21 protein-coding genes and 1 rRNA gene are annotated in these 25,160 nt (G+C 74.3%); 8 read left to right on the top strand and 14 right to left on the bottom strand.

The window, feature by feature from the left end; genetic code table 11:
• Window positions 1-4 precede the first annotated feature (4 nt).
• Complete coding sequence (locus PHK61_RS27075) at window positions 5-379, top strand: contact-dependent growth inhibition system immunity protein (protein ID WP_274284137.1); 375 nt, start codon at window positions 5-7, stop codon at window positions 377-379.
• Entirely contained in the window at window positions 376-1,059 is a 684-nt protein-coding gene (locus tag PHK61_RS27070; protein WP_274284136.1) for a contact-dependent growth inhibition system immunity protein, read from the top strand. Before PHK61_RS27075 ends, PHK61_RS27070 begins: the two co-directional genes overlap by 4 nt.
• A 3-nt stretch (window positions 1,060-1,062) precedes the next feature.
• Here PHK61_RS27070 and PHK61_RS27065 read toward each other — a convergent pair whose 3' ends face one another.
• Entirely contained in the window at window positions 1,063-2,166 is a 1,104-nt protein-coding gene (locus PHK61_RS27065) for an acyltransferase family protein (RefSeq protein ID WP_274284135.1), read from the bottom strand.
• A gap of 20 nt (window positions 2,167-2,186) precedes the next feature.
• On the opposite strand from PHK61_RS27065, the gene PHK61_RS27060 reads away from it, so the two are divergent.
• A complete protein-coding gene (locus PHK61_RS27060; RefSeq protein ID WP_274284134.1) occupies window positions 2,187-2,540 on the top strand; it encodes a DUF488 domain-containing protein in 354 nt (117 codons plus the stop codon).
• Here the strand turns inward: PHK61_RS27060 and PHK61_RS27055 are convergent.
• Complete coding sequence (locus PHK61_RS27055) at window positions 2,521-3,951, bottom strand: aldehyde dehydrogenase family protein (protein WP_274284133.1); 1,431 nt, start codon at window positions 3,949-3,951, stop codon at window positions 2,521-2,523. The two genes, PHK61_RS27060 and PHK61_RS27055, sit on opposite strands and share 20 nt — an antisense overlap.
• 82 nt (window positions 3,952-4,033) lie before the next feature.
• Here PHK61_RS27055 and PHK61_RS27050 point away from each other — a divergent pair, with 82 nt between their 5' ends.
• Complete coding sequence (locus tag PHK61_RS27050; RefSeq protein ID WP_274284132.1) at window positions 4,034-4,930, top strand: phytanoyl-CoA dioxygenase family protein; 897 nt, start codon at window positions 4,034-4,036, stop codon at window positions 4,928-4,930.
• Between the two features lie 25 nt (window positions 4,931-4,955).
• Here PHK61_RS27050 and PHK61_RS27045 read toward each other — a convergent pair whose 3' ends face one another.
• Entirely contained in the window at window positions 4,956-5,564 is a 609-nt protein-coding gene (locus tag PHK61_RS27045; RefSeq protein WP_274284131.1) for a mycothiol-dependent nitroreductase Rv2466c family protein, read from the bottom strand.
• A gap of 87 nt (window positions 5,565-5,651) precedes the next feature.
• On the opposite strand from PHK61_RS27045, the gene pepN reads away from it, so the two are divergent.
• On the top strand, window positions 5,652-8,267 hold the full coding sequence (gene pepN, locus PHK61_RS27040) for an aminopeptidase N (protein ID WP_274284130.1): 2,616 nt from the start codon (window positions 5,652-5,654) through the stop codon (window positions 8,265-8,267).
• A 59-nt stretch (window positions 8,268-8,326) separates the two neighbouring features.
• Here the strand turns inward: pepN and PHK61_RS27035 are convergent, their stop codons facing one another.
• The 4 genes from PHK61_RS27035 to PHK61_RS27020 all read right to left on the bottom strand — a co-directional run bounded on the left by PHK61_RS27035 (window position 8,327) and on the right by PHK61_RS27020 (window position 11,143).
• On the bottom strand, window positions 8,327-8,854 hold the full coding sequence (locus tag PHK61_RS27035) for a DUF5130 family protein (RefSeq protein ID WP_274284129.1): 528 nt from the start codon (window positions 8,852-8,854) through the stop codon (window positions 8,327-8,329).
• Window positions 8,841-9,095, bottom strand: a complete 255-nt coding sequence (ctaJ, locus tag PHK61_RS27030) for an aa3-type cytochrome oxidase subunit CtaJ (protein ID WP_274284128.1) — start codon at window positions 9,093-9,095, stop codon at window positions 8,841-8,843. The genes PHK61_RS27035 and ctaJ overlap by 14 nt, the downstream gene beginning before the upstream one ends.
• 91 nt (window positions 9,096-9,186) lie before the next feature.
• Window positions 9,187-10,605 carry an amidase gene (locus tag PHK61_RS27025; RefSeq protein WP_274284127.1) on the bottom strand — a complete coding sequence of 473 codons (1,419 nt, stop codon included), beginning with the start codon at window positions 10,603-10,605 and terminating at the stop codon, window positions 9,187-9,189.
• Window positions 10,606-10,645: 40 nt separating this feature from the next.
• The gene (locus tag PHK61_RS27020; RefSeq protein ID WP_420791444.1) at window positions 10,646-11,143 is read right to left on the bottom strand and encodes an HNH endonuclease; all 498 of its coding nucleotides are present in this window, start codon (window positions 11,141-11,143) and stop codon (window positions 10,646-10,648) included.
• 430 nt (window positions 11,144-11,573) lie between these two features.
• On the opposite strand from PHK61_RS27020, the gene PHK61_RS27015 reads away from it, so the two are divergent.
• From PHK61_RS27015 to PHK61_RS27005, 3 genes are read left to right on the top strand one after another with little or no spacing between them, the layout of a single operon-like run.
• Entirely contained in the window at window positions 11,574-12,569 is a 996-nt protein-coding gene (locus PHK61_RS27015; RefSeq protein WP_274284172.1) for a mechanosensitive ion channel family protein, read from the top strand.
• A gap of 51 nt (window positions 12,570-12,620) precedes the next feature.
• Window positions 12,621-13,019, top strand: a complete 399-nt coding sequence (locus PHK61_RS27010; RefSeq protein WP_274284125.1) for a globin — start codon at window positions 12,621-12,623, stop codon at window positions 13,017-13,019.
• Window positions 13,016-13,717, top strand: coding sequence for a dienelactone hydrolase family protein (locus PHK61_RS27005; RefSeq protein ID WP_274284124.1), 702 nt, complete (start codon window positions 13,016-13,018; stop codon window positions 13,715-13,717). The genes PHK61_RS27010 and PHK61_RS27005 overlap by 4 nt, the downstream gene beginning before the upstream one ends.
• Before the next feature lie 39 nt (window positions 13,718-13,756).
• Here the strand turns inward: PHK61_RS27005 and PHK61_RS27000 are convergent, their stop codons facing one another.
• From PHK61_RS27000 to rrf, 7 genes are all read right to left on the bottom strand, one after another.
• Window positions 13,757-14,329: a DUF8010 domain-containing protein gene (locus tag PHK61_RS27000; RefSeq protein WP_274284123.1), complete on the bottom strand. Its 573-nt coding sequence runs from the start codon at window positions 14,327-14,329 to the stop codon at window positions 13,757-13,759.
• Window positions 14,326-14,760 (bottom strand): acyl-CoA thioesterase, encoded by a 435-nt coding sequence (locus PHK61_RS26995; RefSeq protein ID WP_274284122.1) that lies wholly within the window; start codon window positions 14,758-14,760, stop codon window positions 14,326-14,328. The genes PHK61_RS27000 and PHK61_RS26995 overlap by 4 nt, the downstream gene beginning before the upstream one ends.
• A gap of 25 nt (window positions 14,761-14,785) precedes the next feature.
• On the bottom strand, window positions 14,786-19,741 hold the full coding sequence (locus PHK61_RS26990) for an NAD-glutamate dehydrogenase (RefSeq protein WP_274284121.1): 4,956 nt from the start codon (window positions 19,739-19,741) through the stop codon (window positions 14,786-14,788).
• A 161-nt stretch (window positions 19,742-19,902) separates the two neighbouring features.
• The gene (locus PHK61_RS26985; protein WP_274284120.1) at window positions 19,903-22,311 is read right to left on the bottom strand and encodes a hypothetical protein; all 2,409 of its coding nucleotides are present in this window, start codon (window positions 22,309-22,311) and stop codon (window positions 19,903-19,905) included.
• Window positions 22,312-22,324: 13 nt separating this feature from the next.
• The gene (ettA, locus tag PHK61_RS26980; protein ID WP_274284119.1) at window positions 22,325-24,001 is read right to left on the bottom strand and encodes an energy-dependent translational throttle protein EttA; all 1,677 of its coding nucleotides are present in this window, start codon (window positions 23,999-24,001) and stop codon (window positions 22,325-22,327) included.
• A 50-nt stretch (window positions 24,002-24,051) separates the two neighbouring features.
• A complete protein-coding gene (locus PHK61_RS26975; protein WP_274284118.1) occupies window positions 24,052-24,675 on the bottom strand; it encodes a single-stranded DNA-binding protein in 624 nt (207 codons plus the stop codon).
• A gap of 294 nt (window positions 24,676-24,969) precedes the next feature.
• Window positions 24,970-25,086 (bottom strand): 5S ribosomal RNA (rrf, locus tag PHK61_RS26970).
• Window positions 25,087-25,160: the final 74 nt, after the last annotated feature.

Genomic DNA, 25,160 nt, shown 5'->3' with positions numbered 1-25,160 from the left:
CCTTGTGAAGATCGATAGAGAAGCTGCTGAGTGGGTTGAGCTGCGCACTCTGCTGGTGGCCTACTTCAACCAGGACTTCGAGGACATCTGGGGCCCGCCGGAGGACACCGTGCTCGCCTTCTGCGGCGACGCCTCGAAGGCGCAGCGCCTCAGCGCCGCGGACGAGGTACGCAGAGTCCTGGACGGCACGACGGACGATGCCGACACGCTGCGTGCCCTGGAGCCCCTCGGGCGTGACTACCATCCCGAGGCCGCGGGGTGGAGCATCCGTGACTGGCTCGCCGAGCTCGAACGGGTCCTCCGAAACCCACAGCGCCCGACCCGGCTCAACGAGCGTCGCGGTCGTCCGCGCCCGTCCATCGAAGGACCCGAGTCGTGACCAACCCCCGCATCGACCTCGACGGCATCGCCTGGGGCTGGCAGCCCGGGAGGCAGGACGTCGCGGCGTCCGGGCGGTCGATCGAGTCGTCGAGCTTCACCGACCGCGAGGTGGCCGAGCGGTGCGTCGCCGACAATCTGGCCGGCAACGACGCCGTCATCCGGGCGTGGCTCGCCACCGCGCGCCCGACGCTCGGCGTGACGTGGGACCACGGCACCGTCACGGGGCGCCACGTGCCCAAGTGGGCGGAGACCGCCGCCGACATCGTCGAGGTCACGGCCTCGCTCGTCGTGCTGCGTCGGGACCCGACCATGTCCGAGGGCTTCCACGTGCACACCGCCTACCCGGTGCCCTGGCGTCGGGTCGACGGCGCCGACCCGACGGCACCGGAGTGGCAGGCGCTCGCGGGGGTGTTCACCGGCTACCTGCACCAGGACGTGGGCGACGACCACGGGTCGGTCGAGGGCGGGCTCGCCGCGTTCGCGCAGCAGTGGCCGCGCGACGACGTGTGGGCGGCGGCGGGCCAGGCGCAGCAGCTGCTCGAGCGCTTCCCCACCGAGGACGCCACGCGGGCCGCCGCCGAGTCCCTCGGCCTGGAGTACCACCCGCCGTCGTCGGGTCAGTCGTACCGGCGCTGGTTGGACGACCTGCAGCAGGTCCTGTGGCGCGCGGTGCCCTGACCCCTACCGCAGCTCGGCCCGTCGGAACACGGCGACGAGCCCGACGAGCACCAGCGCCGGAGCCAGCAGCCAGAACGGGCGGGCCAGCACCCAGCCGGCGTCCGGCACCCCGCCCGGCGCGGCGCCGAGGCGCTCCACCACGAGGAACACCGCGGCGAACGCCGTCATGTGCCACACGAACAGCGTCATCGCCGTCGCGTTGACCGCCACGACGCACCGCCAGGGTCGGCGCCGGCGCAGCAGGCGGTCCGCCGCCGGGGCGAGGAGCGCCACGAGGCCGAGCTGCAGGACGGCCAGCGCGACGATCGCCGGCGTCGTCGGCCACAGGTTCGCGCCCACCATCGACCGCGGGTAGCCGAGCACGCCCGTCACCACCACGAGCGACCCGAGCCCCCCACCGGCGACCGCCAGCGCCACACCGGGCGGGACCCGGCCGTGGTCGCGCCAGAGGTAGCCGAGCTGGTGGACGAGCAGCCAGACCAGCCCCGACGACACGGCACCGAGGACGGGCAGCGCGACGACGGAGCGCAGCGTCTCGGCCACCACCATCGCGAGCAGCAGCGCGCCGAGGGTCCCCGCCGGGGCGCGCCGGTGCCACGTCGCCGTCACCGGCACGAGGGCGGTGACCAGCGCGTAGACCCCGAGGAACCACAGCGGCGTCAGGACCCCCGGGAACCACGCCACCAGCGGCGTCGCCGACCCGGCGAGCGTCGCGACCAGCTCGACCGCCGCCCACAGGACGACCCACACCGCCACCGGTGCGAGCAGGCGCCGCGCCCGCCGCCGGTAGAACGGACCGGCGCGGCGACCGGCGGCGTCCCAGCCGGCCAGGTGCGCGAAGCCGCCGACGACGAAGAAGGCCGGCATCACCTGCAGCACCCACGTCGCCGCCCACCCGAGTGGCACGGCGTCGACCGGGTTCGGCATGACGACGACGCCGTCCGGGCCGCGGTGGGTCAGCGACCCGACCCAGTGCCACAGGATCACGACCACGATCGCGGCGGCGCGCACCCCGTCGACCAGCCGGTCGCGCTCGGCCGGGGTCGCGTCGGCGAGCGCCGCGACGCCGGCGGGTGCGCGCGGCCCGCCGCCCCGTTCGGTCGTCACGTCCGGCACCATCCCCGACGATGAGGGTGCAGGTGAAGCGGGTGCGCGACGAGCGGGCCGAGGACGACGGGACGCGGGTGCTCGTCGACCGGCTCTGGCCGCGCGGGCTGGCCGCCGCCGACGCCGACCACGACGCGTGGCTGCGCGACGTGGCGCCCAGCGCCGAGCTGCGCCGGTGGTTCGCCCACGACCCGGCGAAGTACGACGAGTTCGCCCGCCGCTACCGCGCCGAGCTCGCGGTCGAGCCCGCCGCGTCGGCGCTCGCGATACTGCGCGACACGACGGGCCCGCTGACGCTGCTGACCGCGACCAGGGACACCGACCACAGCCATGCCCGTGTCCTGGCGGAGGTCCTCAGAGCTGGATCGACTTGACCTCGAGGAACTCCTCGAGCCCGTAGCGGCCCAGCTCGCGCCCGGTGCCCGACTGCTTGTAGCCGCCGAAGGGGGCGAGGGGGTTGAACGCGCCGCCGTTGACGTCGACCTGGCCGGTGCGCATGCGCTTCGCGACCTCGAGGCCGCGCTCCTGCGACCCCGCGAACACCGCGCCGGCGAGCCCGTAGACGGTGGCGTTGGCGATCTCGACGGCCTCGTCCTCGTCGCCGTAGGGCATCACCGACAGCACCGGGCCGAAGATCTCCTCCTGGGCGATCGTGGCGTCCGGGCGCACGCCGGAAAAGATCGTCGGGCGGACGTACGCGCCGCTGTCGAGCCCCTCGGGACGGCCGGGCCCGCCGACGACGAGCTCGGCGCCCTCCGAGACGCCCTGGGTGATGTAGCCCTCGACGCGCTCGCGCTGGCGCTCCGAGGACATCGGCCCGATGCGGGTCGACTCCTCGGTGGGGTCGCCCACCGTGTACTTGGCGGCCTGCTCGACGGCCATCTCCACGACCTGGTCGTGCAGCGACTGGGGCACGAGCAGCCGGGTCCAGGCGGTGCAGGTCTGCCCGCCGTTGATGAAGCAGTTGCCGAGGCCGAGCTTGACGGCCTGGGTGAGGTCGGCGTCGTCGAGGACGATGTTGGCGGACTTGCCGCCGAGCTCGAGCGCGACGCGCTTGACGGTGCCGGCGGCGACCTCCTGCACCCGCCGGCCCGCGGGCACCGACCCGGTGAACGACACCATGTCGACGCCCGGGTGCGCGGCCAGCGCCTCGCCGGCCCCGGGGCCCGTGCCGTGCACGACGTTGAAGACGCCGGCGGGCAGGCCGGCCTCGCGGGTGATCTCGGCGAGGATGCCGGCGGTCAGGGGGGCGACCTCGCTGGGCTTGAGCACGATCGTGCAGCCCGCCACCAGCGCCGGCGCCACCTTGGCGACCACCTGGTGCAGCGGGTAGTTCCACGGCGTCACCGCGCCGACCACGCCGACCGGCTCGCGGACGACCAGCGAGTTGCCGATCTCCTCGGTCCACGGGAACGACTCCGCGAGCCCGGCGACGCCCTTCGAGGTCGCCATCGGCATGCCGACCTGGACCGAGTTGGCGAACTTCGTCGGCGAGCCCATCTCGGCGGTGATCGACGCCGCGATCTCACCGCTGCGCGCCTTGATGCCCTCGCGGATCGCCAGGACCATCGCGACCCGGGCGGCCAGCGGCGTCGCCGCCCACCGCGGGAACGCGTGCCGCGCGGCCAGCACCGCGGCGTCGACCTCGGCCGTGCCGCCGGCGGGCACCTCCGCGATCGTCTGCTCCGTCGCCGGGTTCACCACGGCGATCGACCCGGACCCCTCCTGCCAGGCCCCGTCGATCCAGTGCCGCGTCAGCGTGTCCGTCCCGGTCGTCGTCTCCATGTCCCCACCCTGCCCGACGGGGCGACGTGGCCGCTGCTGTGACCTACCGTGTGAGCACGGACACACAGCGTGGAGGCCCCTCATGCTCATCGACGACATCCGACGCACACCCGCGAAGGTGCTCACCGAGGAGCAGCGTGAGTCGTACTGGGCGGACGGCTACCTGCTCCTCGAGCGCCTGATCCCCGAGGAGTGGCTGGAGCGCCTGCGGGCCGCCACCGAGGAGATGGTCGAGCGCAGCCGGGCGCTCACCGCGTCCGACCGGGTCTTCGACCTCGAGCCCGACCACACCGCCGACGCCCCGCGCCTGCGCCGCGTCACGAGCCCCGTCGACCAGCACCCGGACTACTGGGCCTACGCCCGCGACTCCGTGCTCGCCGACGTCGCCGCGGATCTCGTCGGTCCCGACGTCGCCTTCCACCACTCGAAGCTCAACTTCAAGTGGGCGCGCGGCGGCGCCGAGGTGAAGTGGCACCAGGACATCCAGTACTGGCCGCACACCAACTACACGCCGCTGACCTTCGGGACCTACCTGTACGACTGCGGGATGGAGCAGGGCCCGCTCGGGGTCCTGCCCGGCAGCCACGACGGGCCGCTGTATGACCTGTACGGCGACGACGGCGCGTGGGCGGGCGCGTTGAACCCGCAGGACGCGGCCGGGCTCGACGTGAACCGGACCGCCTACCTGCCCGGCCCCGCGGGTTCGGTGACGATCCACAACTGCCGCGCGGCGCACCACTCGGCGGCCAACGACTCGCCGATCGGGCGCCCGCTGCTGCTCAACGTCTACAAGGCCGCCGACGCGTTCCCGTACACCGCGAACCCGCTGCCCTCGAGCCACGCCGAGGAGGTCGTGCGCGGCGAGCGGGCGCGCTGGGCGCACCACGACCCGCGGCCGTGCCTGGTGCCGCCGGACTGGTCGGGCGGCTACACCAGCCTGTTCGCGCTCCAGCAGAAGGAGGCGCCGGCGTCGATGTGACGCCGGCGTCGGTCCTCCCGGGCGGTCAGTCGAACTGGAGCTCGGTGTCGCGCGTGCGCTTGAGCTCGTAGAAGTATTCGTAGCCGGCGAGGAGCTTCGCGCCGTCGAAGATCCGGCCGGCCTGCTCGCCCCTGGGGATGCGGGTCAGCACGGGACCGAAGTACGCCGAGCCCTCGACGTGGATGACCGGGGTGCCGACGTCCATGCCCACGGGGTCCATGCCCTCGTGGTGGCTCTTCTTCAGGGCCTCGTCGTACTCGTCGGTGTGCGCGGCCTGCGCGAGCGAGCTGTCGAGACCGACCTCGTCGAGCGCCTTGGCGATGACGTCGTCGAAGTCCTTGTTGCCGTTGTTGTGGATCTCGGTGCCCATCGCGGTGTACAGCGGGGCGAGGATGTCGTCGCCCTTCTGCTGCGCCGCGGCGATCGCGACCCGGACGGGACCCCACGCCTTCTTCATCATCTCGGCGTAGTTCTCGGGCAGGTCCCTGCCCTCGTTCAGCACGGCCAGGCTCATGACGTGCCAGTGCGTCTCGACGTCACGCACCTTCTCGACCTCGAGCATCCAGCGCGACGTGATCCAGGCGAACGGGCACAGCGGGTCGAACCAGAAGTCGACGCGGGTCTTGTCTGCCATGACGGTCGGGTTCCCTTCTCCGAGGTCCTCACTCGGGCCAACCCCCGGGACGGCCCGTGATGTTCCCGGTCGGCCTAGGGTGGCGCCGTGGCTGCCCCGAACCTGACCCGCGACGACGCCGCGACGCGCGCCGAGCTGCTCGAGGTCGACTCCTACGACATCGACCTCGACCTGACCGACCCGGCGACCGGCGGACCCGGCGAGTCCACGTTCCGGTCGATCACCACCGTGCGCTTCCGCTGCGCGCAGCCCGGCGCGTCGAGCTGGATCGACATCGTCGCCGCCGGGGTGCGCGCAGCCGTGCTCAACGGCACGCAGCTCGACGTGTCCGACTACGACGAGGAGAAGGGGCTCGCGCTGCCCGACCTCGCCGCGGACAACGAGCTGGTCGTCGACGCCGACTGCCGCTACATGAACACCGGCGAGGGCCTGCACCGCTTCGTCGACCCCGTCGACGGCGGGGTCTACCTCTACAGCCAGTTCGAGACGGCGGACGCGAAGCGGATGTTCGCCTGCTTCGACCAGCCCGACCTCAAGGCGACCATCGCCGCCGCAGTCACGGCACCGTCGAGCTGGGAGGTCATCGCGAACGGCGCGGCGGCCGAGGCGAGCGAGGCCGGCGGAGTCACCCGGCACGTGTTCACCCCGACGCCGCGCATCTCGACCTACCTGGTGGCGCTGGTCGCGGGCCCGTACGCGAAGTGGACCGACACCTACACCGACGAGCACGGCTCGATCCCGCTCGGCATCTACTGCCGGTCGAGCCTCGCCGAGTACATGGACGCCGAGCGGCTGTTCACCGAGACCAGGCAGGGCTTCGGCTTCTACCACCGCAACTTCGGGGTGCCCTACCCCTTCGACAAGTACGACCAGCTCTTCGTGCCCGAGTTCAACGCGGGCGCGATGGAGAACGTCGGCGCGGTGACGTTCCTCGAGGACTACGTCTTCCGCAGCCGCGTCACCCGCTACCTCTACGAGCGCCGCGCCGAGACCGTCCTGCACGAGATGGCGCACATGTGGTTCGGCGACCTCGTGACCATGCGCTGGTGGGACGACCTGTGGCTCAACGAGTCGTTCGCGACGTGGGCCAGCGTCGTCAGCCAGGCCGAGGCCACCGAGTACCGCAACGCGTGGACGACGTTCGCCAACGTCGAGAAGTCGTGGGCCTACCGCCAGGACCAGCTGCCCTCGACCCACCCCGTCGCCGCCGACATCCCGGACCTGCAGGCGGTCGAGGTCAACTTCGACGGCATCACCTACGCCAAGGGCGCCTCGGTGCTCAAGCAGCTCGTCTCCTACGTCGGGCAGGAGGAGTTCCTGTCCGGGCTGCGGCTGTACTTCTCGCGCCACGCCTACGGCAACGCGACCTTCGACGACCTGCTCGGCGCCCTGACCGAGGCGTCGGGCCGCGACCTGTCGGGGTGGAGCGCGCAGTGGCTGCGCACCACGGGGCTCAACTCGCTCGCGCCGTCGTTCTCGGTGGGCGAGAACGGGAAGTACACGGCGTTCGAGGTCGTCCAGGGCGGCGCCCGCCCCGGCGCCGGCGAGCTGCGCACCCACCGGCTGGCGGTCGGGATCTACGGCGACGGCCAGGAAGCGAACGGGCGGGGCTCGGGCCAGCTCGTCCGCCGGCACCGCGTGGAGCTCGACGTCAGCGGCGAGCGCACCGAGGTGCCGGAGCTGATCGGCGTCGAGGCCGGCGCGCTCGTGCTCGTCAACGACGACGACCTGACCTACTGCACGATGCGACTCGACGAGCGCTCGCTGGTCACGCTGATCGACCGCGTCGGCGACATCGCCGAGCCCCTGCCCCGCACCCTGTGCTGGTCGGCGGCCTGGGAGATGACCCGCGAGGCCGAGCTGCGCGCCCGCGACTTCGTCACGCTCGTCACCGGAGGCATCGCCGCCGAGTCCGAGGTCGGCGTCGTGCAGCGGCTGCTCCTGCAGGCCCAGACGGCCCTCGCGTCGTACGCCGAGCCGTCCTGGGCGGTCGCCGAGGGGTGGCCGACGTTCGTGGCCCGCCTGCTCGAGCTCGCCCACGCCGAGCCTTCCGACGAGGTCGAGCTCCGCTCCGCTGCGTCTCCCGGCTCGGACCACCAGCTCGCGATCGTCAACGCGCTCGCCGGCTCGGTGCTCACCCCCGAGGCGCTCGACGCCCTGGCCGGGTGGCGCTCGGAGTCCGCACCGCTCGAGGGCCTGACCGTCGACACGGACCTGCGCTGGCGGCTCCTGCACGCGCTCGTGGCCCACGGCGCCGCGGGCGAGGCGGAGATCGACGAGGAGTACGCGCGCGACAACACCGCGACCGGGCGCCGGATGGCCGAGCGGGCCCGCGCGCTGATCCCCACCCCGGAGGCCAAGGCCGAGGCCTGGCGGCGCGCGGTCGAGGACGACACCCTGCCCAACGCCATCAACTCGGCGATCATCATGGGCTTCTCGCACCCGGCGCAGCAGGCGCTGCTCGCCGACTACGTGGGGACGTACTTCGCGGTCGTCGACGAGGTGTGGGCGCGCCGCTCGTCGGAGCAAGCGCAGCCGATGGTGCAGGGCCTCTTCCCGTCCTGGGCCGTCGAGCCCGCGACGGTCGAGGCCGCCGACGTCTGGCTCGCGGGCGACCACCCGCCGGCCCTGCGCCGCCTCGTCACCGAGGGGCGCGCCGGCGTCGTGCGCGCCCTCGCGGCCCGGGAGTTCGACCGCGGCTGAGGCCGCCCCCGGGCACGAACGAATGGCGCGAACAGGCGGCCCGGGTACCCCCGGATGCGCTAGTGGGCGCCGCCGGCCTGGTCGGCGAGCATCGTGATGCCCTCGACCATGCCGCCGACGAGGTCGGACTCCTTGAAGGAGGCGACCATGCTCATCACCGCGAGCTTGGCGGCGCGGTCGTCGATGCGGCGGCTCGACTCGGCGCCGGTGACGATCTCGACGACGCGCTCGCCCGGGGACACGGCGACGACGATCGCCTCGTCGGCGCGGTCGCCGAGCGAGGCGTGCAGCTCCTCGGCGCGCTCCCGCGAGCGGGTGCCGAGCGCGCCCACCCACAGGGTGAACAGCAGCCCGGTCTCGCGGCAGGCCAGCGTCAGCGCCTCGTCGAGCCGGGAGAGCTGCGACGCGGAGAACGGGGTGCGCGAGTCCTCGGCGAGCACGTCGGCCGCCTCGGAGATCCGCCCGGAGGCGGTGGCGACGCGCGCCTGGCCGTACACCGGGTCCTCGAGGACACCGGGACCGCTGGTCAGTCGGGTCGTCTGTCCCGGCGCGTCCTGAACGGCCGGGACGACCTCACCACGTGCCACGAGCGCCTCCTCGGGCGGTGTGCTCGGCGGCCGCGCCGGCGGGCACGGCCTCGACGGTCGGCCCGGCGACGCCCGAGCCTCGGGGGTTGCCCATCCACCACAGCGGTTCGTGGTCCCACGCGTCGCCGGAGCGGTAGCGCGCGCCGCGCGACGACGGGCGGATGAGGGTCATGGCCGCGATCAGGGCGATCCCCGCGATGGAGGTCACACCGTAGAGCAGGAAGGTGGTCAGCGGGCTCACGCGCAGCACCGTAGTGGATCGGCGCCGATCCCGACGGGTCGAGCTCCCGCTGCGCTCCGTCTCCCACGACGTCCCGTCGTAGGACGCTCGCTCACACCTCGTTCCACCCCTCGGGCGGACGACGGTCCCGCCACGGGCGCGCGGCCTCCAGCTCGGCGGCCAGGCCCAGCAGCACCGACTCCTCGCCGCGCCGCCCCCGCAGCGCCACCCCGAGCGGCAGGCCCGCCGACCACCCCAGCGGCAGGGAGATCGCGGGCTCGCCGGTGAGGTTCGCGATGGCGGTCCACGGCGTGAACGCGATCTGGCGCGCGAAGTCGTCGGCGGGGTCGCCGGTCTCGGTGAACCACCCGAGCGGGCGCGGCGGCAGCGCGACGGTCGGCGTCAGGACCGCGTCGTAGCCCGCGCGCTCGGCGACGACGGCGCGCGTGACGACCTGCACCGTGTGGAGCGCGGCCATCGCCGCCGCCCCCGTCACCTCCCGCCCGCGGGCCCGCAGGTACCGCGTCAGCGGCTGCAGGCGCGGCTCGTCGGCGGGCTCGACGGGGTCGCCGAGCGAGAGCACCGTCCACAGCGTCAGGAACGCGGCGACGCCCTCGTCGGGCAGCCGGAGCGCGACCGGCTCGACCTCGTGCCCGAGCTCGGCCAGCAGGGTCGCGACGTCCTCGGCGGCGGCGCGGCACGCGGGGTCGACCGCCACCCCGTCCAGCGGCGCGTCCACGGCCAGCGCGATCCGCCGCCGGGGCGCCGGCCCGGCCAGCGCCCCCAGGAAACCGCCCCGCGGGGGCGCGGCGGGGACGAAGGGCTCCCCCGGCGCGGTCACGGCCATCGCGTCGAGCAGCGCCGCGGCGTCGGCGACCGTGCGCGCGAGCGGGCCGTGCACCGAGAGCCCGGCCGGGTCGCCGCCGGCCGGACCAGCAGGGATGCGCCCGCGGGTGGTCTTGAGGCCGACCAGCCCGCACGCCGAGGCGGGGATCCGGATCGAGCCGCCCCCGTCGGTGCCGTGCGCGACGGGCAGGATGCCGGCGGCGACCGCGGCCGCCGCCCCGCCGGACGAGCCGCCGGCCGAGCGCGAGCGGTCCCACGGGGTGACGGCCGGCGGGCCCACGGCGGGCTCGGTGTAGCAGGGCAGCCCGAACTCGGGCACCGCGGTCTTGCCGATGCTGATCGTCCCGGCGCCGCGCAGCAGGCCCACCACGTCGTCGTCGCGGTCGGGGACCCAGCCGTCGTAGATCACCGAGCCCCGCCCCGTCGGGACGCCGGCGGTGGCGGTGAGGTCCTTGACGGCCGTCGGCACCCCGGCGAGCGGGCCGGCGCCGTCCACCCCGTCACGGTCGAGCGCGCGGGCCGCGGCGCGGGCGCGCTCGGCCGTGAGCACCGTGAACGCGCCCAGGGCGGGTCCCAGGCGCTCGGCGCGGGCGAGGGCGGCGTCGACCACCTCGAGGGCCGTGACGTCGCCGTGGCGCACCGCGGCGGCGGTCTCGAGGGCGCTCAGCTCGTGGAGATCGCTCACGGTTGCCCGATGGTGCCGCATCGGCGGTCCGGGCGACGCGTCAGGCGGCGGTCTCCCCGAGATAGGGCAGCCAGAGCGGGTCGGCGTCGACGAGCCCGGCGAGCAGGCGCCAGTGCCGCCCGCGGGGCGCGGTCGGCATGGTGCGCAGGGGCCACCCGAGCTCGGCGAGCAGCTTGTCCGCCTTGCGGTGGTTGCACCGCGCGCAGCACGCGACGCAGTTCTCCCAGGTGTGCGTGCCGCCACGGCTGCGGGGCACCACGTGGTCGATGGTCTCGGCGCGCCCGCCGCAGTAGGCGCACCGGAACCGGTCGCGGTGCATGAGCGCGGCCCGCGTCAGCGGCACCCGCGCCCGGTAGGGCACGCGGACGTAGGTGCGGAGCCGGATGACCGACGGGACCTCCACCGAGCCGGTGGCCGAGTGCAGGACGAGGCCGGCGGCGTCGCCGTGGACCACCTCGGCCTTGCCGCAGACCAGCAGCACGATCGCGCGCCGGAGGGGCAGCGCGGTGAGGGGCTCGAAGGTGGCGTTGAGGAGCAGGACCCGGCGTCGGCCCCACGGCGGCGACGGCGGCGGGGCGAGGGGATCGTCCGGGGAGTCGAGAGCGAGAGGGGGAGCGACGGTCAGGCCGGGGGGATCGGGAGGGTCGGACGCGCCGAGGGGCGCGGTGGTGGGCGGGACCTCGCTGACCAGCGGAGTCACGCTGCCGGGTTGTCGTTCGTGCACACGACCACCTCCCGCCGAGTTGGCCCTAGTCGACCACACAACGGGCCCGATCGCACGTGTGTTCTCACCGAACGCATCGGGGCGCCACCGGCGTGTCACCGGGGCGTCGCCGGCTGTCGGGTGGACGTCGGGAGGGCCGCCGGACCGTGCTCTACCGTCGGGGAACGTGACCGTGCCGCCGCCGACGCCGCCCCCGGCCACCCCGACGCCCGCCCCGGGGCCCGCGCTCGACTTCTCGTCGCCCCTGTCGCTGCCCTCGCAACCGCCGGCGTGCGCCGCCGACCAGGGCTCGCTGTGCCAGCGCGTCTACGAGCTCACGCAGACCGACTGGCTCTCCCGCTCGGCCGACCAGCTGATCACGCACCTCGTCGTCGTGCTCCTGATCATCGTCGTCGCGGTGGTGCTGCGGTTCGCGGTGCACCGCGCGATCGGGCGCCTGACCAGCGGGGCGCGCGAGGGCCGGGTCCCGGCGCTGCTGCGCCCGCTGCGCGACCGCGCCGTGCGCACGCTGCGCGACGCCGCCCCGCTGATGGTCGAGCGGCGCACGCAGCGCGCCCAGGCGATCGGGTCGGTCCTGCGGTCGTTCTCGACGATCCTGATCTACGGGGTCGCGTTCGTGCTGATCCTGGGCGAGTTCGGGGTCAACCTCGCCCCGATCATCGCCTCGGCGGGCATCGTCGGCGTCGCGATCGGGTTCGGCGCGCAGAACCTCGTCCGCGACTTCCTGTCCGGCATCTTCATGATGCTCGAGGACCAGTACGGCGTCGGCGACGTCGTCGACCTCGGCGAGGCCACCGGCACCGTGGAGGCCGTCGGCCTGCGGGTGACGACGCTGCGCGACATCGCCGGGACCGTCTGGTACGTCCGCAACGGCGAGGTGCTGCGCGTCGGCAACTCCAGCCAGGGCTACTCGGTGGCCGTCGTCGACATCCCCGTCGGGCACAGCGCCGACGTCGACGATGCCCTCGAGATCGCCGAGCGCGCCGCGAACGCCGAGTGCGCCGAACCCAAGATCGCGAGCAAGGTGATCGCGCCGCCGGAGATGCTCGGCGTCCAGTCCGTCACCGCCGAGGGCGTGCTCATGCGCCTGACCATCAAGACCCGCCCCGGCGAGCAGTGGGCCGTGCAGCGTGCCGTCGCCGCCGAGATCAAGACCCAGCTCGACGCCTCGGGCGTGCCCGCGCCCTACCCGTTCGCCGGCCGGCCCGGGGTCGCGGGACCCGGCACCCCCGCGGTGTGAGTGGGCAGGTCTGGTGCCACCCGCCGGCACCGGATCTGGGACGGTGGTGGGGTGAGCGCACCACAGGCCGGCCGACCCGAGACGTTCTACGAGGTCGTGGGCGGGCACGAGACGTTCGCGGGGATCGTGCACCGCTTCTACGAGCAGGTCGCCGACGACCCGGTCCTGCGTCCCCTCTACCCGGAGGAGGACCTCGGCCCGGCCGAGCAGCGGCTGCTCATGTTCCTCGAGCAGTACTGGGGCGGCCCGCAGACCTACTCCCACCAGCGCGGACACCCCCGGCTGCGCATGCGGCACGGCCCGTTCCCCATCGGGCCGCTCGAGCGCGACGCGTGGCTGCGCTGCATGCGCGTCGCCGTCGACGAGGCCGACCTGCCCGAGGAGCGGCGCCGGCAGATGTGGGAGTACTTCGAGATGGCCGCGACGAGCATGATGAACAAGGCCTGGTGACGGTGCCCGACAACCCGCTGCAGAACGTCTCGTTCCCCTCCGGCGGGCGCACCGCCCACGGCTACCTGGCGCTGCCCGAATCGGGGTCGGGACCGGGCGTCATCGTCATCCAGGAGTGGTGGGGCCTCACCGCCCACATCGCCGACGTCGCCCACCGCCTCGCGGCCGAGGGGTTCGTGGCCCTCGCGCCCGACCTCTACGGCGGCACCACCACCCACGACGCCGACGAGGCTGGCCGGCTCATGCAGGAGCTGCCCGTCGATCAGGCGGCCACCGACCTCGCCGGCGCCGTCGACTTCCTGCTCGGGCACGAGGCCGTCGTGGGAGCCCAGGTCGGCGCGGTCGGTTTCTGCATGGGCGGCGGGTTCGTGCTGGTCCTCGCCGCGCAGCAGGGCGACAAGATCGGTGCCGCGGTGCCGTTCTACGGCGTGCTGGGCGAGGACTACCCGAGCTTCGCGACCCTCTCCGCGCCCCTGCTCGGCCACTTCGGCGAGGAGGACGAGATGGCCCCGCCGGAGGCCGTCGAGGAGCTCGCCGAGCGGATCGAGGCGGAGTCCGGCGTCATCCCGGACTTCCGGATCTATCCCTCGGGACACGCGTTCTTCAACGAGGAGAACCACCTGGGCACCTACGACCCCGAGCAGGCCCTCAAGGCCTGGAGCGCCACCCGCGACTTCCTGCGCGCCCACCTCGGCTGATACGTGAGCGAAGTTCGGGGCCATAGCCCCGGAGTTCGCTCACACAAGGACGGTGAGGGCCGGGCGGCGGTGGCGGACGACCGCCGCGCCGCCGAGGTCCAGGCGCATCCACGCCCCGTCGCCCGAGAGCGCTACGGGCACCGGCGCGCCGCCCTCCGGCCGGCCCATCCCGGCCACCGCGACGACGCAGCGCGCGGGCACGCGCACGCCGCCGCCCTCCCACGCCGTCGCGTCGAGCCCCGCCGGGTCGGCGCGCGCGACGACGTCGTCGATCTCCGCCGCCGGGATCTCCCCCACCACGTCCCAGCCCACCTCGCCCGGCAGGTCGCCGCGCCAGCGGTCGTCCACCGCCCGGCCCGGGTCCACCTCGGGGGCGTCGACGACCGACAGCGCCGCGAGCAGGTCGGACCCCATCACCGTGACGTCGGCGGGATCGACGTGCCCGGGCGCCGCGGTGGTCACGAGCACCGCGAACGGGGTGCCCGCCCACAGCGTGACCGTGTCCCCGCCCGCGCGCAGCCGCACCACCGCGGCCGGGTCGAGGCGCACCACGCGGGCGACGACGTCGGCGAGCGCGGCGCGGTCGGCCGCCGCGGGGACGACGAGGCTCACGCGGTGTAGCCCGCGAGGAACTCCCGCTCCTCGCCGGTGAGACGCCGCGGCCGCTCGGTGGCGAGGTCGTAGGGCACGAGCTGGGTGGTGGCGGTGACCGCCGGCTTCGCCTCGTCGAAGGACCCGTCGCCGTCGCCGTCCGGCAGCAGCAGCCGGTAGGCGACGCGGAACGACGCGGCCCGCACGTCCTCGGCGGTCATCAGCACGCGCACCCCGGCGGGGCTCCACGCGATCGGCCGCTTGTAGGCGACCTCGAGCGAGGCGACGAGCAGGCCGGCCTCGAAGGCCGCGACGCCCGCCCGGGCCGCGGCGTCGAAGAGCAGGCCGGTCCGGGCGTCCTCGAGCAGCGTCACCACGCGCGCGTGGTTGACGTGCCCGTAGGCGTCCTGGTCGGACCAGCGCACCGCGACGTCGTTGACGTAGGGCGCCACGCGTGTGCCTCCGGAGGGTGTGGGGTCAGCGGACCATGCTGCGGATCTGGCGGGCGGCGACCGAGACCGTCGCGAGGTCCGCGCGACCGACCCTCGCGATCTCGGCGAGCGCGGAGCGCGCCCGCATCAGCCGCGACGCGTTCGCCTGCTCCCAGTGCTCGATCTTCTCGTCCGCCGACTCGTCGAACCCGGTGTCGGCGAGCACGTCGAGCGTGATGGCGCGCAGGGACGAGTAGAGCTCGTCGCGCAGGGAGAGCCGCGCGAGCGCGTGCCAGCGGTCGGAGCGCTCGAGCCCCGCGACCGCGGTCAGGAGGGCGTCGAAGCCGAGGTGCTCGGAGAGCGCGTAGTACAGCTCGGCGACCGCGAACATCTCGTCGTCGGTGACCTCGCCGTCGTCCGCGCGCAGCCCGCCCCGCTCCCGCTCGGCGAACTCGGCGATCTCGACGACGTCGAGCAGGCCGAAGGCGTAGAGGCCGCCGACGGCGCGCCGGGCGAGGTCGACCGGCGCGCCCTCGTCCACGAACGCCTGCGTGTGCTCGGCGAGGCCCTCGGCCTCACGGCCCCGCAGCAGCTCCGGCACCCGCGGGGCCAGCTGCGCCACCCACGGCGAGAAGCGCGCGACCTCGGCGCCGATCGCCAGCGGCTGCGGGCGGTGCGTGAGGAACCAGCGCGCGGCGCGGTCGAGCTGCCGGCGCGAGGCGAGGGTGAGCCGGTCGGCGACGAGGGTGGCCAGCGTCCGGTCCCCCGCCGCGATGTCGTCGGCGAGCACGTCGAGCCCGAACACCGTGGTGGCGACGTGGTACGCGCGCACCGCGTCGCCCGGCGTCGCCGCCACCTCCTGGCCGAGGCGGTGCACGTACGTCAGCCCACCGCCGTCGACCACGGCGTTCGACAGCATGGTCGTGACGATCTGGCGGCGCAGCGGGTGCGCCGCCACCGCCTCCGGGTAGCGCTCGGCGAACACCGCCGGGAAGTAGGACGGCAGGCGTCGCGTGAACACCTCGAGGTCGGGCACCTCGGACGCCGCGAGGGCGTCGGTGAGGTCGAGCTTGACGTGCGCCATGAGCGTCGAGAGCTCCGGGCTCGACAGGCCCTCCCCCGCCGCCTGCCGGGCCGCGAACTCCTCGGTGCTGGGCAGGACGTCGAGCTCGCGGTCGAGCCGGCCGCGCGCCTCGAGGTCGTCGACCAGCGACTCCTGCACGTGGGCCATCGGCGCCGCGTGCGCCCGCGACACCCCCAGGACCTCGTTCTGGCTGACGTTGTCGACGAGCACGAGGTCGGCGACCTCGTCGGTGGTGGCGGCGATCTGCTCGTCGCGCTCGGTCGGCGCCAGCTCCCCGCGCTCGACCAGCGAGTCCAGCAGGATCTTGATGTTGACCTCGTGGTCGGAGCAGTCGACGCCCGCGCTGTTGTCGATCGCGTCGGTGTTGACCTTGCCGCCGCGGCGCGCGTACTCGATGCGCCCCCGCTGGGTCAGGCCCAGGTTGCCGCCCTCGCCCACCACCGCCACGCGCAGCTCGTCGCCGTCGACACGCACGGCGTCGTTGCTCTTGTCCCCGACGTCGGCGTGGGTCTCGGTCGACGCCTTGACGTAGGTGCCAATGCCGCCGTTCCACAGCAGGTCCGCCGGCGCGCGCAGCACGGCGCGCACGAGCGACGGCGGGTCGAGCTCGCCCGCCTCGATCCCGAGCACCTCCGCGGCGCGCGGCGACACCGGGATCGCCTTCATCGTCCTGGGGAACACCCCGCCGCCCTCGCTGATCAGCGACTCGTCGTAGTCCGCCCACGACGAGCGCGGCAGCCCGAACAGGCGGCTGCGCTCGGCGAACGAGACCGCCGGGTCCGGGTCGGGGTCGAGGAAGACGTGCCGGTGGTCGAACGCGGCGACGATCCTGAGGTGCTCGGAGAGCAGCATCCCGTTGCCGAAGACGTCGCCGGACATGTCGCCGACGCCGACGACGGTGACCTCGTCGCTCGCGACGTCGCGCCCGAGCTCGCGGAAGTGGCGGCGCACCGACTCCCACGCGCCGCGGGCGGTGATGCCCATGGCCTTGTGGTCGTAGCCCACCGAGCCGCCGGAGGCGAACGCGTCGCCCAGCCAGAACCCGTAGTCGAACGCGACCCCGTTGGCGATGTCGGAGAACGTCGCCGTGCCCTTGTCTGCCGCGACGACGAGGTAGGGGTCGTCGCCGTCGTAGCGCACGACGTCCGCCGGGGTGCGGATCGCCGACTGGGCGGCGTGCCCGGCCCGGTTGTCGACGAGGTCGAGGAGCCCGGAGATGAACATCCGGTAGCAGGTGACGCCCTCGGCGCGGGTGGCGTCGCGGTCGGCGGCGGCGTCGCCGGTCGGGGCCGGCGGGTGCTTCACGACGAACCCGCCCTTGGCGCCCACCGGGACGATCACCGCGTTCTTCACGGCCTGCGCCTTCACCAGCCCGAGGATCTCGGTGCGGTAGTCCTGCAGGCGGTCCGACCAGCGCAGACCGCCGCGCGCGATGTCGCCGAAGCGCAGGTGGACGCCCTCGACGCGGGCCGAGTAGACGAAGGTCTCGATCGCGGGTGCCGGCTCCGGGACCCCCGGCACCTGCGCGGGGTCGAGCTTGAGCGCGAGGAATCGCCGCGGCGCGCCGTGCTCGTCACGGCGGAAGTAGTTGGTGCGCAGCACCGCGCGGACCACCCCGAGCAGCGAGCGCAGGATCCGGTCCGCATCGAGGCTCGTCACCTCGGCGATCGCCGTCGTGAGGCGGCCATCGACCTCGGCAACCCGGTGCTCCCGCTCGTCCTCGTCGAGGGCGGGGTCGAAGCGGGCCTCGAACAGCTCGACGAGCCCGACCGCGACGTCGCGGTGCGCGCACACGACGTCGGTGATGTAGCTCTGCCCGTAGGCGTTGCCGATCTGGCGCAGGTAGCGCGAGAACGCCCGCAGCACCGCGGCCTGGCGCCAGGTCAGTCCCGCGTGCACGACGAGCGCGTTGTACCCGTCGGCGCCGGCCAGCCCGCTCCACACGGCGTCGAACGCCTCGGCGAACCGCTCGGTGAAGTCGTGCTCGGTGCCCGGCGGCACCGCCTCGGCGCCCTCGGTCGCACTGAGCCGCAGGCCGAAGTCGTTGATCCAGCACGCGACGCCGTCGCCGCGGGTCACGCCGTAGGGCCGCTCGTCGACGACGACCACGCCCAGCGACTGCAGCGCCGGCAGCACCGACGACAACGTCGCGCGCCGCCCCGCGAGGTAGAGCTTGAGGCGCCGGTCGCCGGCCTCGGGGTGGGTGGGGCGGTAGAGCCGGACGGCGGTGTCGCGGTCCATGCCGTCCCCGCCGTGGGTGTCGCCCGGGGTCAGGCCCTCGAGCACCCGCAGGTCCAGGAGCCCGCGCTCCGGCCCGAAGTCCTCCTTGTAGGCCTCGGCGAACGGCTCCCCGATCGCCGCGATGACCGCCCGCTCCTCGCCGCTGGCCGCCTCGCGCAGGCGGTCCGACCACGTGCGGGCGGCCTCGGCCAGGTCGTCGGTGAGCGTGTCGAGGTCGGGGGTCACCGGGTCCTCGCGCCCGGTGTGCACCGTGACGTGCAGCAGCGCGAGCTGGTCCTCGGTGACCCGCGCCGTGTGCTCGAGGTCGGTCCCGCGCAGCTCCTGCATCAGGACGTCCTGCATCCGCAGGCGCGCCGCGGTGGTGTACCGGTCGCGCGGCAGATAGATCATGCAGGAGAAGTAGCGACCGAACGGGTCGCGGCGCAGGAACAGCCGGACCCGGCGGCGCTCGGCGAGGTCGAGCACGCCGGTGGCCGTCGCCTCCAGCGACGCGCGGTCGGTGCACAGCAGCTCGGCACGCGGGTAGGTCTGCAGCACCTCGAGCAGCCGCTGCCCCGACCACGAGTCGACGGGCAGCCCGGCCTCGGCGACGACCTCCTGCACCCGGCGCGAGACCACCGGGATGCCGAGCACGTCGGCGTGGCGCGCGGCGACCGTCAGGATGCCGAGGAACCGGTGCTCGCCGACCAGCCGGCCGTCCTCGTCGAAGATGCTCACGCCGACGTAGAGGGGGTGCTCGGGGCGGTGCACGGTCGAGCGCGCGCTCGCGCGGGTCAGCACGAGCAGGCGCCGTGACGTCGTGTCGCCGCCGGTGCCGGCCGGGCTGACGCTGTCCGGGCTCGCCGTGAGCGTGCGGGCGACCAGACTGTCGCGCCGCAGCACGCCCAGCCCGGTCGCGAGGACGCCGCGCAGCGCCGGCCCCTCCGGGGTGTCGACGAGCTCCTGGCGCCGGTACCCCAGCATGATCAGGTTGCCCTGCGCGAACCAGCGCAGCAGCGCGACGGTGTCCGCGGTCTCGGCGTTCCCGCCCGCGCCGTCCAGCTCGTCGGCCAGGGCCCGGGCCGTGGAGTTCATCCGGTCGCCGTCCTCGACGACCTCGCGCACGTCGGTGAGCACGCTCGAGAGCCGTGCGTGCAGGTCGGCGGCCAGGTCACGCGCCGGGTCGGAACCCGGGAGGTCGCCGAGCTCGATGTTCATCCACGACTCCGCGACCGTGCCCGGCGGCGGGGCCGCGGGGTCGGCGAGCGGGAGGATGTCGAGCAGCTCGCCCCGCACGTCGCGGCGCACGACCACCACGGGGTGCACGACGCGGTGCACGCTCGCCCCGGTGCGGTCGAGCTCGGCGAGCACCGAGTCGATGAGGAACGGCATGTCGTCGGTGACGACGAGCACCGAGATCCGCCCCGCCGAGCCCGGGGTGTCGAGCACCGCCGTCACCGGCTTCCCCGGCACCCGCAGCCGCGCGAGGCTGCGGTGGGCGCGCACCGTGGCGAGCGCGTCCTTCGGGTCCGCGACGAGCTCGCCGTCGGGGACGCGGTCGAAGTAGGCGATCGCGAGCTCACCCAGCGCCGAGTCCGGCGGGCTGTGGTCCGCGGCCACCGTGCGCAGTCGCCCCCGGTCGGCGGGCCACCCGTCCACGGAGGCGTGCGTGGCGACCGGCTGCGTGCCCGTCGTCATGCCACGCCCCCGTGTCCGCGAAGCCGTCGGGCCGCTACCCGCACGGCCTGGGGATCGTCGCCGTTCCTCCGGGCGTCCACGTCCGCCACCATAACGATCCGCTTGCGGTCCGCCGCCGTCCGGACGTCGGGGTCACGGCACCGATCCGCGGGTGGCGACGGTCAGCGCCGGGCGCCGCGGTCGTGCGCGCCGGGGTCGGCGGAGTGGTAGGCGTCCATGGCGTCGGCGAGCAGGTCGGCCAGGCGGGGGCCGGAGTCGTCCGCCCGCCGAGCCGACGGCACCCCGGTGCGGCTGCTGTGCGCCGGCGGCGTCGCGTCGGCCCGGGGACCCGCGCTCGTGGCCGCCGTTCTCCCGGCCACGGGGGGCGGCGGCGCGGCGTCCTCGTACTCGCTGAGCAGGTCGACCAGCGTCAGCGCCAGCTCGCGGCGGTACTCGTCGTCGTCGGCGGTCGAGGTGCCGTGGACGGTACCCAGCGCGTCGCCCCGGCGTCCGGCGACCGTCACCGGCTCCTCGTCCCGCCGGGTGTCCGTGCCCGTCGGCTCCGCCGGGACGTGCCCGTTGCCCGTGGCCACGGCGTGGACGGCGCGCGCGGGGCCGTCGTCGCGAGGAGTGATCGGGCGGGCGGCGTCGCGCATGACCTGCCCGCCGCCCACCGCGCCGTGACCGTTGCGCCCCGCCTCGCGATCCTCGCCGAGCAAGCCAGCCCCGCCGATTCCGCTGGACCCGCCGACATCGCCGAACCGACTGGGCCCGCCGGGCCCGACCTGGAGGCCGCCGGCCGCGGGGTCGTGGTCGGGCGCGCCGGCTCCGCCCCCGTCGGCGGACTTCTCCGGCGGGGCCCGGTGCCGGTGGTGCCGCTCGCCGTGGGCCGCGTGATGCTGCTCGGCGGGGCGGTCGGGCCGTCCCCGTCGGTCGTCGCCGGCCTGCTCGCCCGTCCCGTCGGGCGCGGTCCCGTCGCCGATCGCCGCCTCCGGGCGCCGCGGCGGCAGGAGCGGGTCGCTCGTCTCCCACCGGGCGCGGGCCCGGGCGAGACGCCGGCTGCGGGTCTCCGCCGCGCCGTCGTCGCTGCCGGCGTCCCGGGCGCTGCCCCACGGGTCAGGGTGCGCGTCGTCCCGCGCCCCGTGCTGGGGCTGGTCACCGTTCGGGGTCGGCTCCGCGGCCGTCGCGAACGCCCCGATGCCTCCCTGGCGCGCGGCGGCCAGGGCCGCGGCGAGCGCGGCGCCCGGGTCCTCCTCGTCGCGGTACCGCGTCCGTCGCCGGCGTGGCGCCGGCTCCTGCTCCGGCGCGGCGGGCGGCGCCTCGGCGCTACCGGCGGTGGCCTCCGTCCCCTGCGGCGACGTGAGGTCCTCGAACGAGCCGAGCTCCGTCGCGGCGAGCGCCGCGCTCAACAGGTCGGCGGGCGAGGGGCCGCTCGCCTCACCCGGGACGTCCAGGGCGGCCAGCGAGGCACGGACGGCGGCCAGCGGATCAGGGTCGGCGGCAGGGGGCACCTCGGCGGGCTCCTCCGGAGCCGGGGCGGGCTCGTCGCTCGCCGGCGGCGGCTCCTCGGCCCGCGCGAGGGCGACGGCCAGGGCGATCCGGGCCCGGGTCGTCTCCTCGCGCGCCGCGGTCGCGTGGGCGTGCGCGCGCCGCAGCTCGTCGAGCGCCTCGCGGCTCTCGCCCCGGCGCGCGGCGACGTCGGCGAGCACCTCCACGGCCTCGGCTGCCGGGGCCTCGTGACCGTGGGCCAGAAGGTCGGACTCCGCCTCGCGGGCCAGCCGTGCAGCGGTGTCGAGGTCCCCGGCCGTCAGGGACACGCGGGCGAGGGTGTTGCGCACCCGGCCGACCGGGAGCGCCGTGGTGGCCTGCGGGGTCGTCGCGAGAACGGGCGCGCCCGCCTCCCGGGCCTCGTCGACGCGCCCGAGTTCGGCGAGCAGCTCGACCGTCTCCGCGACGAGCATGGCCGTCGCCCGGCCGCTCTCGGCGCTCGCCTCGCCGGTCGTGGCGTCGCGGAGCACGGCGAGGGCGTCCGTCGCGTCGCCGGCCGCGCGGCGCGCGTGCGCCCGCGACCGCTGCACAGTGAGCCGGCGGACGTCGTCGGTCGGCGCGCCGAGGAGGTCCTCGACCTGCCGGGCGGCCGCGTCGACGCCGGGGACGTCCCCCCGCGCGGCGCGCGCCGCTGCCCAGGCGACCAGCGCGTCCGCACGCACCGTCTCGGGCAGCACGCGGCCGGCGGCGAGCGGTTCGAGCAGGGCCTCGGCGCCGTCGACCTCTTCGCAGCGCACCGCGGCGAGGGCCAGCTCGCAGCGCAGCAGCGCCGCATCGGTGGCGCGCGCCTCGCGCTCGGCGTCGTGCAGGAGCGGCACGGCGCGCAGGATCACCGCGGCCGCGTGGTCCGACTGCCCGAGTGCGAGCACCGCCGAGCGCTCGGCCGCACCCCGCGCGTCGGCGTCGTCCCCCGCCGACCGCGCGACGTGCTCGGCCAGCGCGACGCTCAGCTGCGGATCGGTCCACCGCAGGCCTTCGGCGACCGCGAGGATCGCTCCCGCACTGAGCGCCTGGGCAGCGGGCTGCCGCGCCGACCCGTCCACCGCGTCCGGGTCCTCAGTCCCGGGTCAGCTTGCGGTGCGTCACCCGGTGCGGCCGGGCGGCGTCCGGGCCGAGACGCTGGATCTTGTTCTCCTCGTAGTCGGCGAAGTTGCCCTCGAACCAGAACCACGACGCCGGGTGATCGTCGGTGCCCTCCCACGCGAGGATGTGGGTGCAGACGCGGTCGAGGAACCAGCGGTCGTGGGAGACGACCACGGCGCAGCCGGGGAAGTTCTCCAACGCGTTCTCCAGCGACGACAGCGTCTCGACGTCGAGGTCGTTGGTCGGCTCGTCGAGCAGGAGCAGGTTGCCGCCCTGCTTCAGGGTCATCGCCAGGTTCAGGCGGTTGCGCTCACCGCCGGAGAGCACGTTGACCGGCTTCTGCTGGTCGGGGCCCTTGAACCCGAACGCCGAGATGTAGGCCCGCGAGGGCATCTCGACGTTGCCGACCTGGATGAAGTCGAGCCCGTCGGAGACGACCTTCCAGACGTTGTCGGTGCCGGACAGGCCCTCGCGGCCCTGGTCGACGTACGACAGCTTGACCGTGTCGCCGACCCGGACCTCGCCGGAGTCCGGCTTCTCGAGCCCGACGATCGTCTTGAACAGCGTCGTCTTGCCGACGCCGTTCGGCCCGATCACGCCGATGATGCCGTTCGGGGGCAGGGAGAACGACAGGTCCTTGATGAGCAGGCGGTCGTCGAATCCCTTGTCGAGGTGGCTCACCTCGACCACCACGTTGCCCAGGCGGGGGCCGGGCGGGATCTGGATCTCCTCGAAGTCGAGCTTCCGCGTCTTCTCCGCCTCGGCCGCCATCTCCTCGTAGCGGGCCAGGCGCGACTTGCTCTTCGCCTGGCGCGCCTTCGCGCCGGAGCGGACCCACGCCAGCTCGTCCTTGAGCCGCTTCTGCAGCTTGGAGTCCTTGCGCCCCTGGACCGCGATCCGGTCGGCCTTCTTCTCGAGGTACACCGAGTAGTTGCCCTCGTAGCCGATCGCCCGGCCGCGGTCGAGCTCGAGGATCCAGCCCGCCACGTTGTCGAGGAAGTACCGGTCGTGGGTGACGGCGAGGACCGCACCCTCGTAGTTCGCGAGGTGTTGCTCGAGCCACTGCACGCTCTCGGCGTCGAGGTGGTTGGTGGGCTCGTCGAGCAGCAGCAGGTCGGGCTTGCTGATCAGCAGCTTGCACAGCGCGACACGACGACGCTCTCCGCCGGAGAGGTGCGTGACCGGCTCGTCGCCCGGGGGGCACCGCAACGCGTCCATCGCCTGCTGCAGCTGGGAGTCGAGGTCCCAGGCGTCCGCGTTGTCGAGGTCCTCCTGGAGGGCGCCCATCTCCTCCATGAGCTCGTCGGAGTAGTCGGTGGCCATCAGCTCGGCGATCTCGTTGTAGCGCGCGAGCTTGGTGGAGACCTCGCCGGCGCCCTCCTGCACGTTGCCGAGGACCGTCTTCTCCTCGTTGAGCGGCGGCTCCTGCTGCAGGATGCCGACGGTCGCCCCCGGGGCCGCGAACGCCTCACCGTTGTTGGGCTGGTCGAGTCCGGCCATGATCTTCAGGACGCTCGACTTGCCCGCCCCATTGGGCCCGACGACACCGATCTTCGCGCCGGGCAGGAAGCTCAGCGTGACGTCGTCCAGGATGACCTTGTCACCATGGGCCTTGCGAACCTTCTTCATGGTGTAGATGAACTCAGCCACGCCCTCGATGGTAGTTGCCGCGACTCGGCGCCCACCGGCCCCGGGGCGGTTCACGCGCTCGCGCGCCCGGCGCTCGTCCGGCGCCGCTCGCCCGCCGCGATGCCGGTCACCGTTGCCCCCTCCGCGGCCGCGTCCTCGACCTCCGTCGGCGCCCCGACCTCACCATCGCCCAGCTGGTGCGCGGGCTCCACGGGCGGGCCTGCCGGCCCGGGAGCACCCTCGGTGCCACCGGTCATCTCGACGTCGGCCGCCCGCCCTCCGTCGGTCCCGCCCGGCTGGGCGGGGACGGTCTCGGTGCCCTCCACCGCTGCGCTGCGCCAAGGGTTGACGGTGGCGGTGCACCGCCCGAGGTCGGGACCGACCGCCGTGGCGCTGATCTCGGTCATGTAGCGCCGCACGCCCTCGACCTCGTACTCGCGCACCGACAGACGCCCCGTCACGACCACGGGATCGCCCTTGACGAGCAGCCGCGCGCCGTCGGCGAGCCGCCGCCAGCAGTTCACCGACGCAGTGAAGCGATCGCCGTCGACCCAGGTGTCGGACGCCTTGTCGTAGCGGCGCTCCGAGCTCGCGACCCGAAAGGTCACGAGGAGGTGCTCCTGGTTGGCGCCCACTCGCTTGGTGATGACGTCGCCGGCGACGTTGCCCGTCACCGTCACCATCGTCTCGTTCACGTTGCACTCCGCTCGCTCCGCGCCGAGGCGATTCCTCGGCCCGCGGGGAAAGCCTCCCGGTGACACGACGGGAAGTGTGAGCGTCGGACGACGCGCTGTGGATGGCGCGATGCGGTGTGGACAAACCGTCGCGGACTCCGCGCCATTCCTGGGCCGGTCGCCGTAGCAGCAGAGCCCGTTCGACGGACCTGGAGAGACGAAAAGAGGGGCGCGCTCCTGGGTGGGAGTCTCGCCCCTCTGGGGGTGGTGCTGGGTGGTGCTGGGTGTGTCCCCCGGTGTGGGGGTGGTCGGGTGTTCCGGCGGTGTCCTACTCTCCCACGACCTGTCGGTCGCAGTACCATCGGCGCTGGAGGGCTTAGCTACCGGGTTCGGGATGGGTCCGGGCGTTTCCCCTCCGCTGTGACCACCGGAACACCCCACCACCCCCACAGGCCTGTGGGGTGGGGTGTGTGGTCGTTGGGATATGCACAGTGGACGCGAGCAGT

It is taken from the genome of Actinomycetospora lutea, from assembly GCF_028737205.1.
GTDB lineage: Bacteria > Actinomycetota > Actinomycetes > Mycobacteriales > Pseudonocardiaceae > Actinomycetospora > Actinomycetospora lutea.
The sequence above is the reverse complement of the archived record's forward strand: the minus strand, read 5'-3'. Positions and strand labels throughout refer to the sequence as shown.

Bases quoted from the DNA above. Each gene is read 5' to 3' on its own strand.
- PHK61_RS26990 (WP_274284121.1), bottom strand. From the start codon at position 19,741: ATGACGACGGGCACGCAGCCGGTCGCCACGCACGCCTCCGTGGACGGG.
- PHK61_RS27060 (WP_274284134.1), top strand. From the start codon at position 2,187: ATGAGGGTGCAGGTGAAGCGGGTGCGCGACGAGCGGGCCGAGGACGAC.
- PHK61_RS27055 (WP_274284133.1), bottom strand. From the start codon at position 3,951: ATGGAGACGACGACCGGGACGGACACGCTGACGCGGCACTGGATCGAC.
- PHK61_RS27045 (WP_274284131.1), bottom strand. From the start codon at position 5,564: ATGGCAGACAAGACCCGCGTCGACTTCTGGTTCGACCCGCTGTGCCCG.
- PHK61_RS27050 (WP_274284132.1), top strand. From the start codon at position 4,034: ATGCTCATCGACGACATCCGACGCACACCCGCGAAGGTGCTCACCGAG.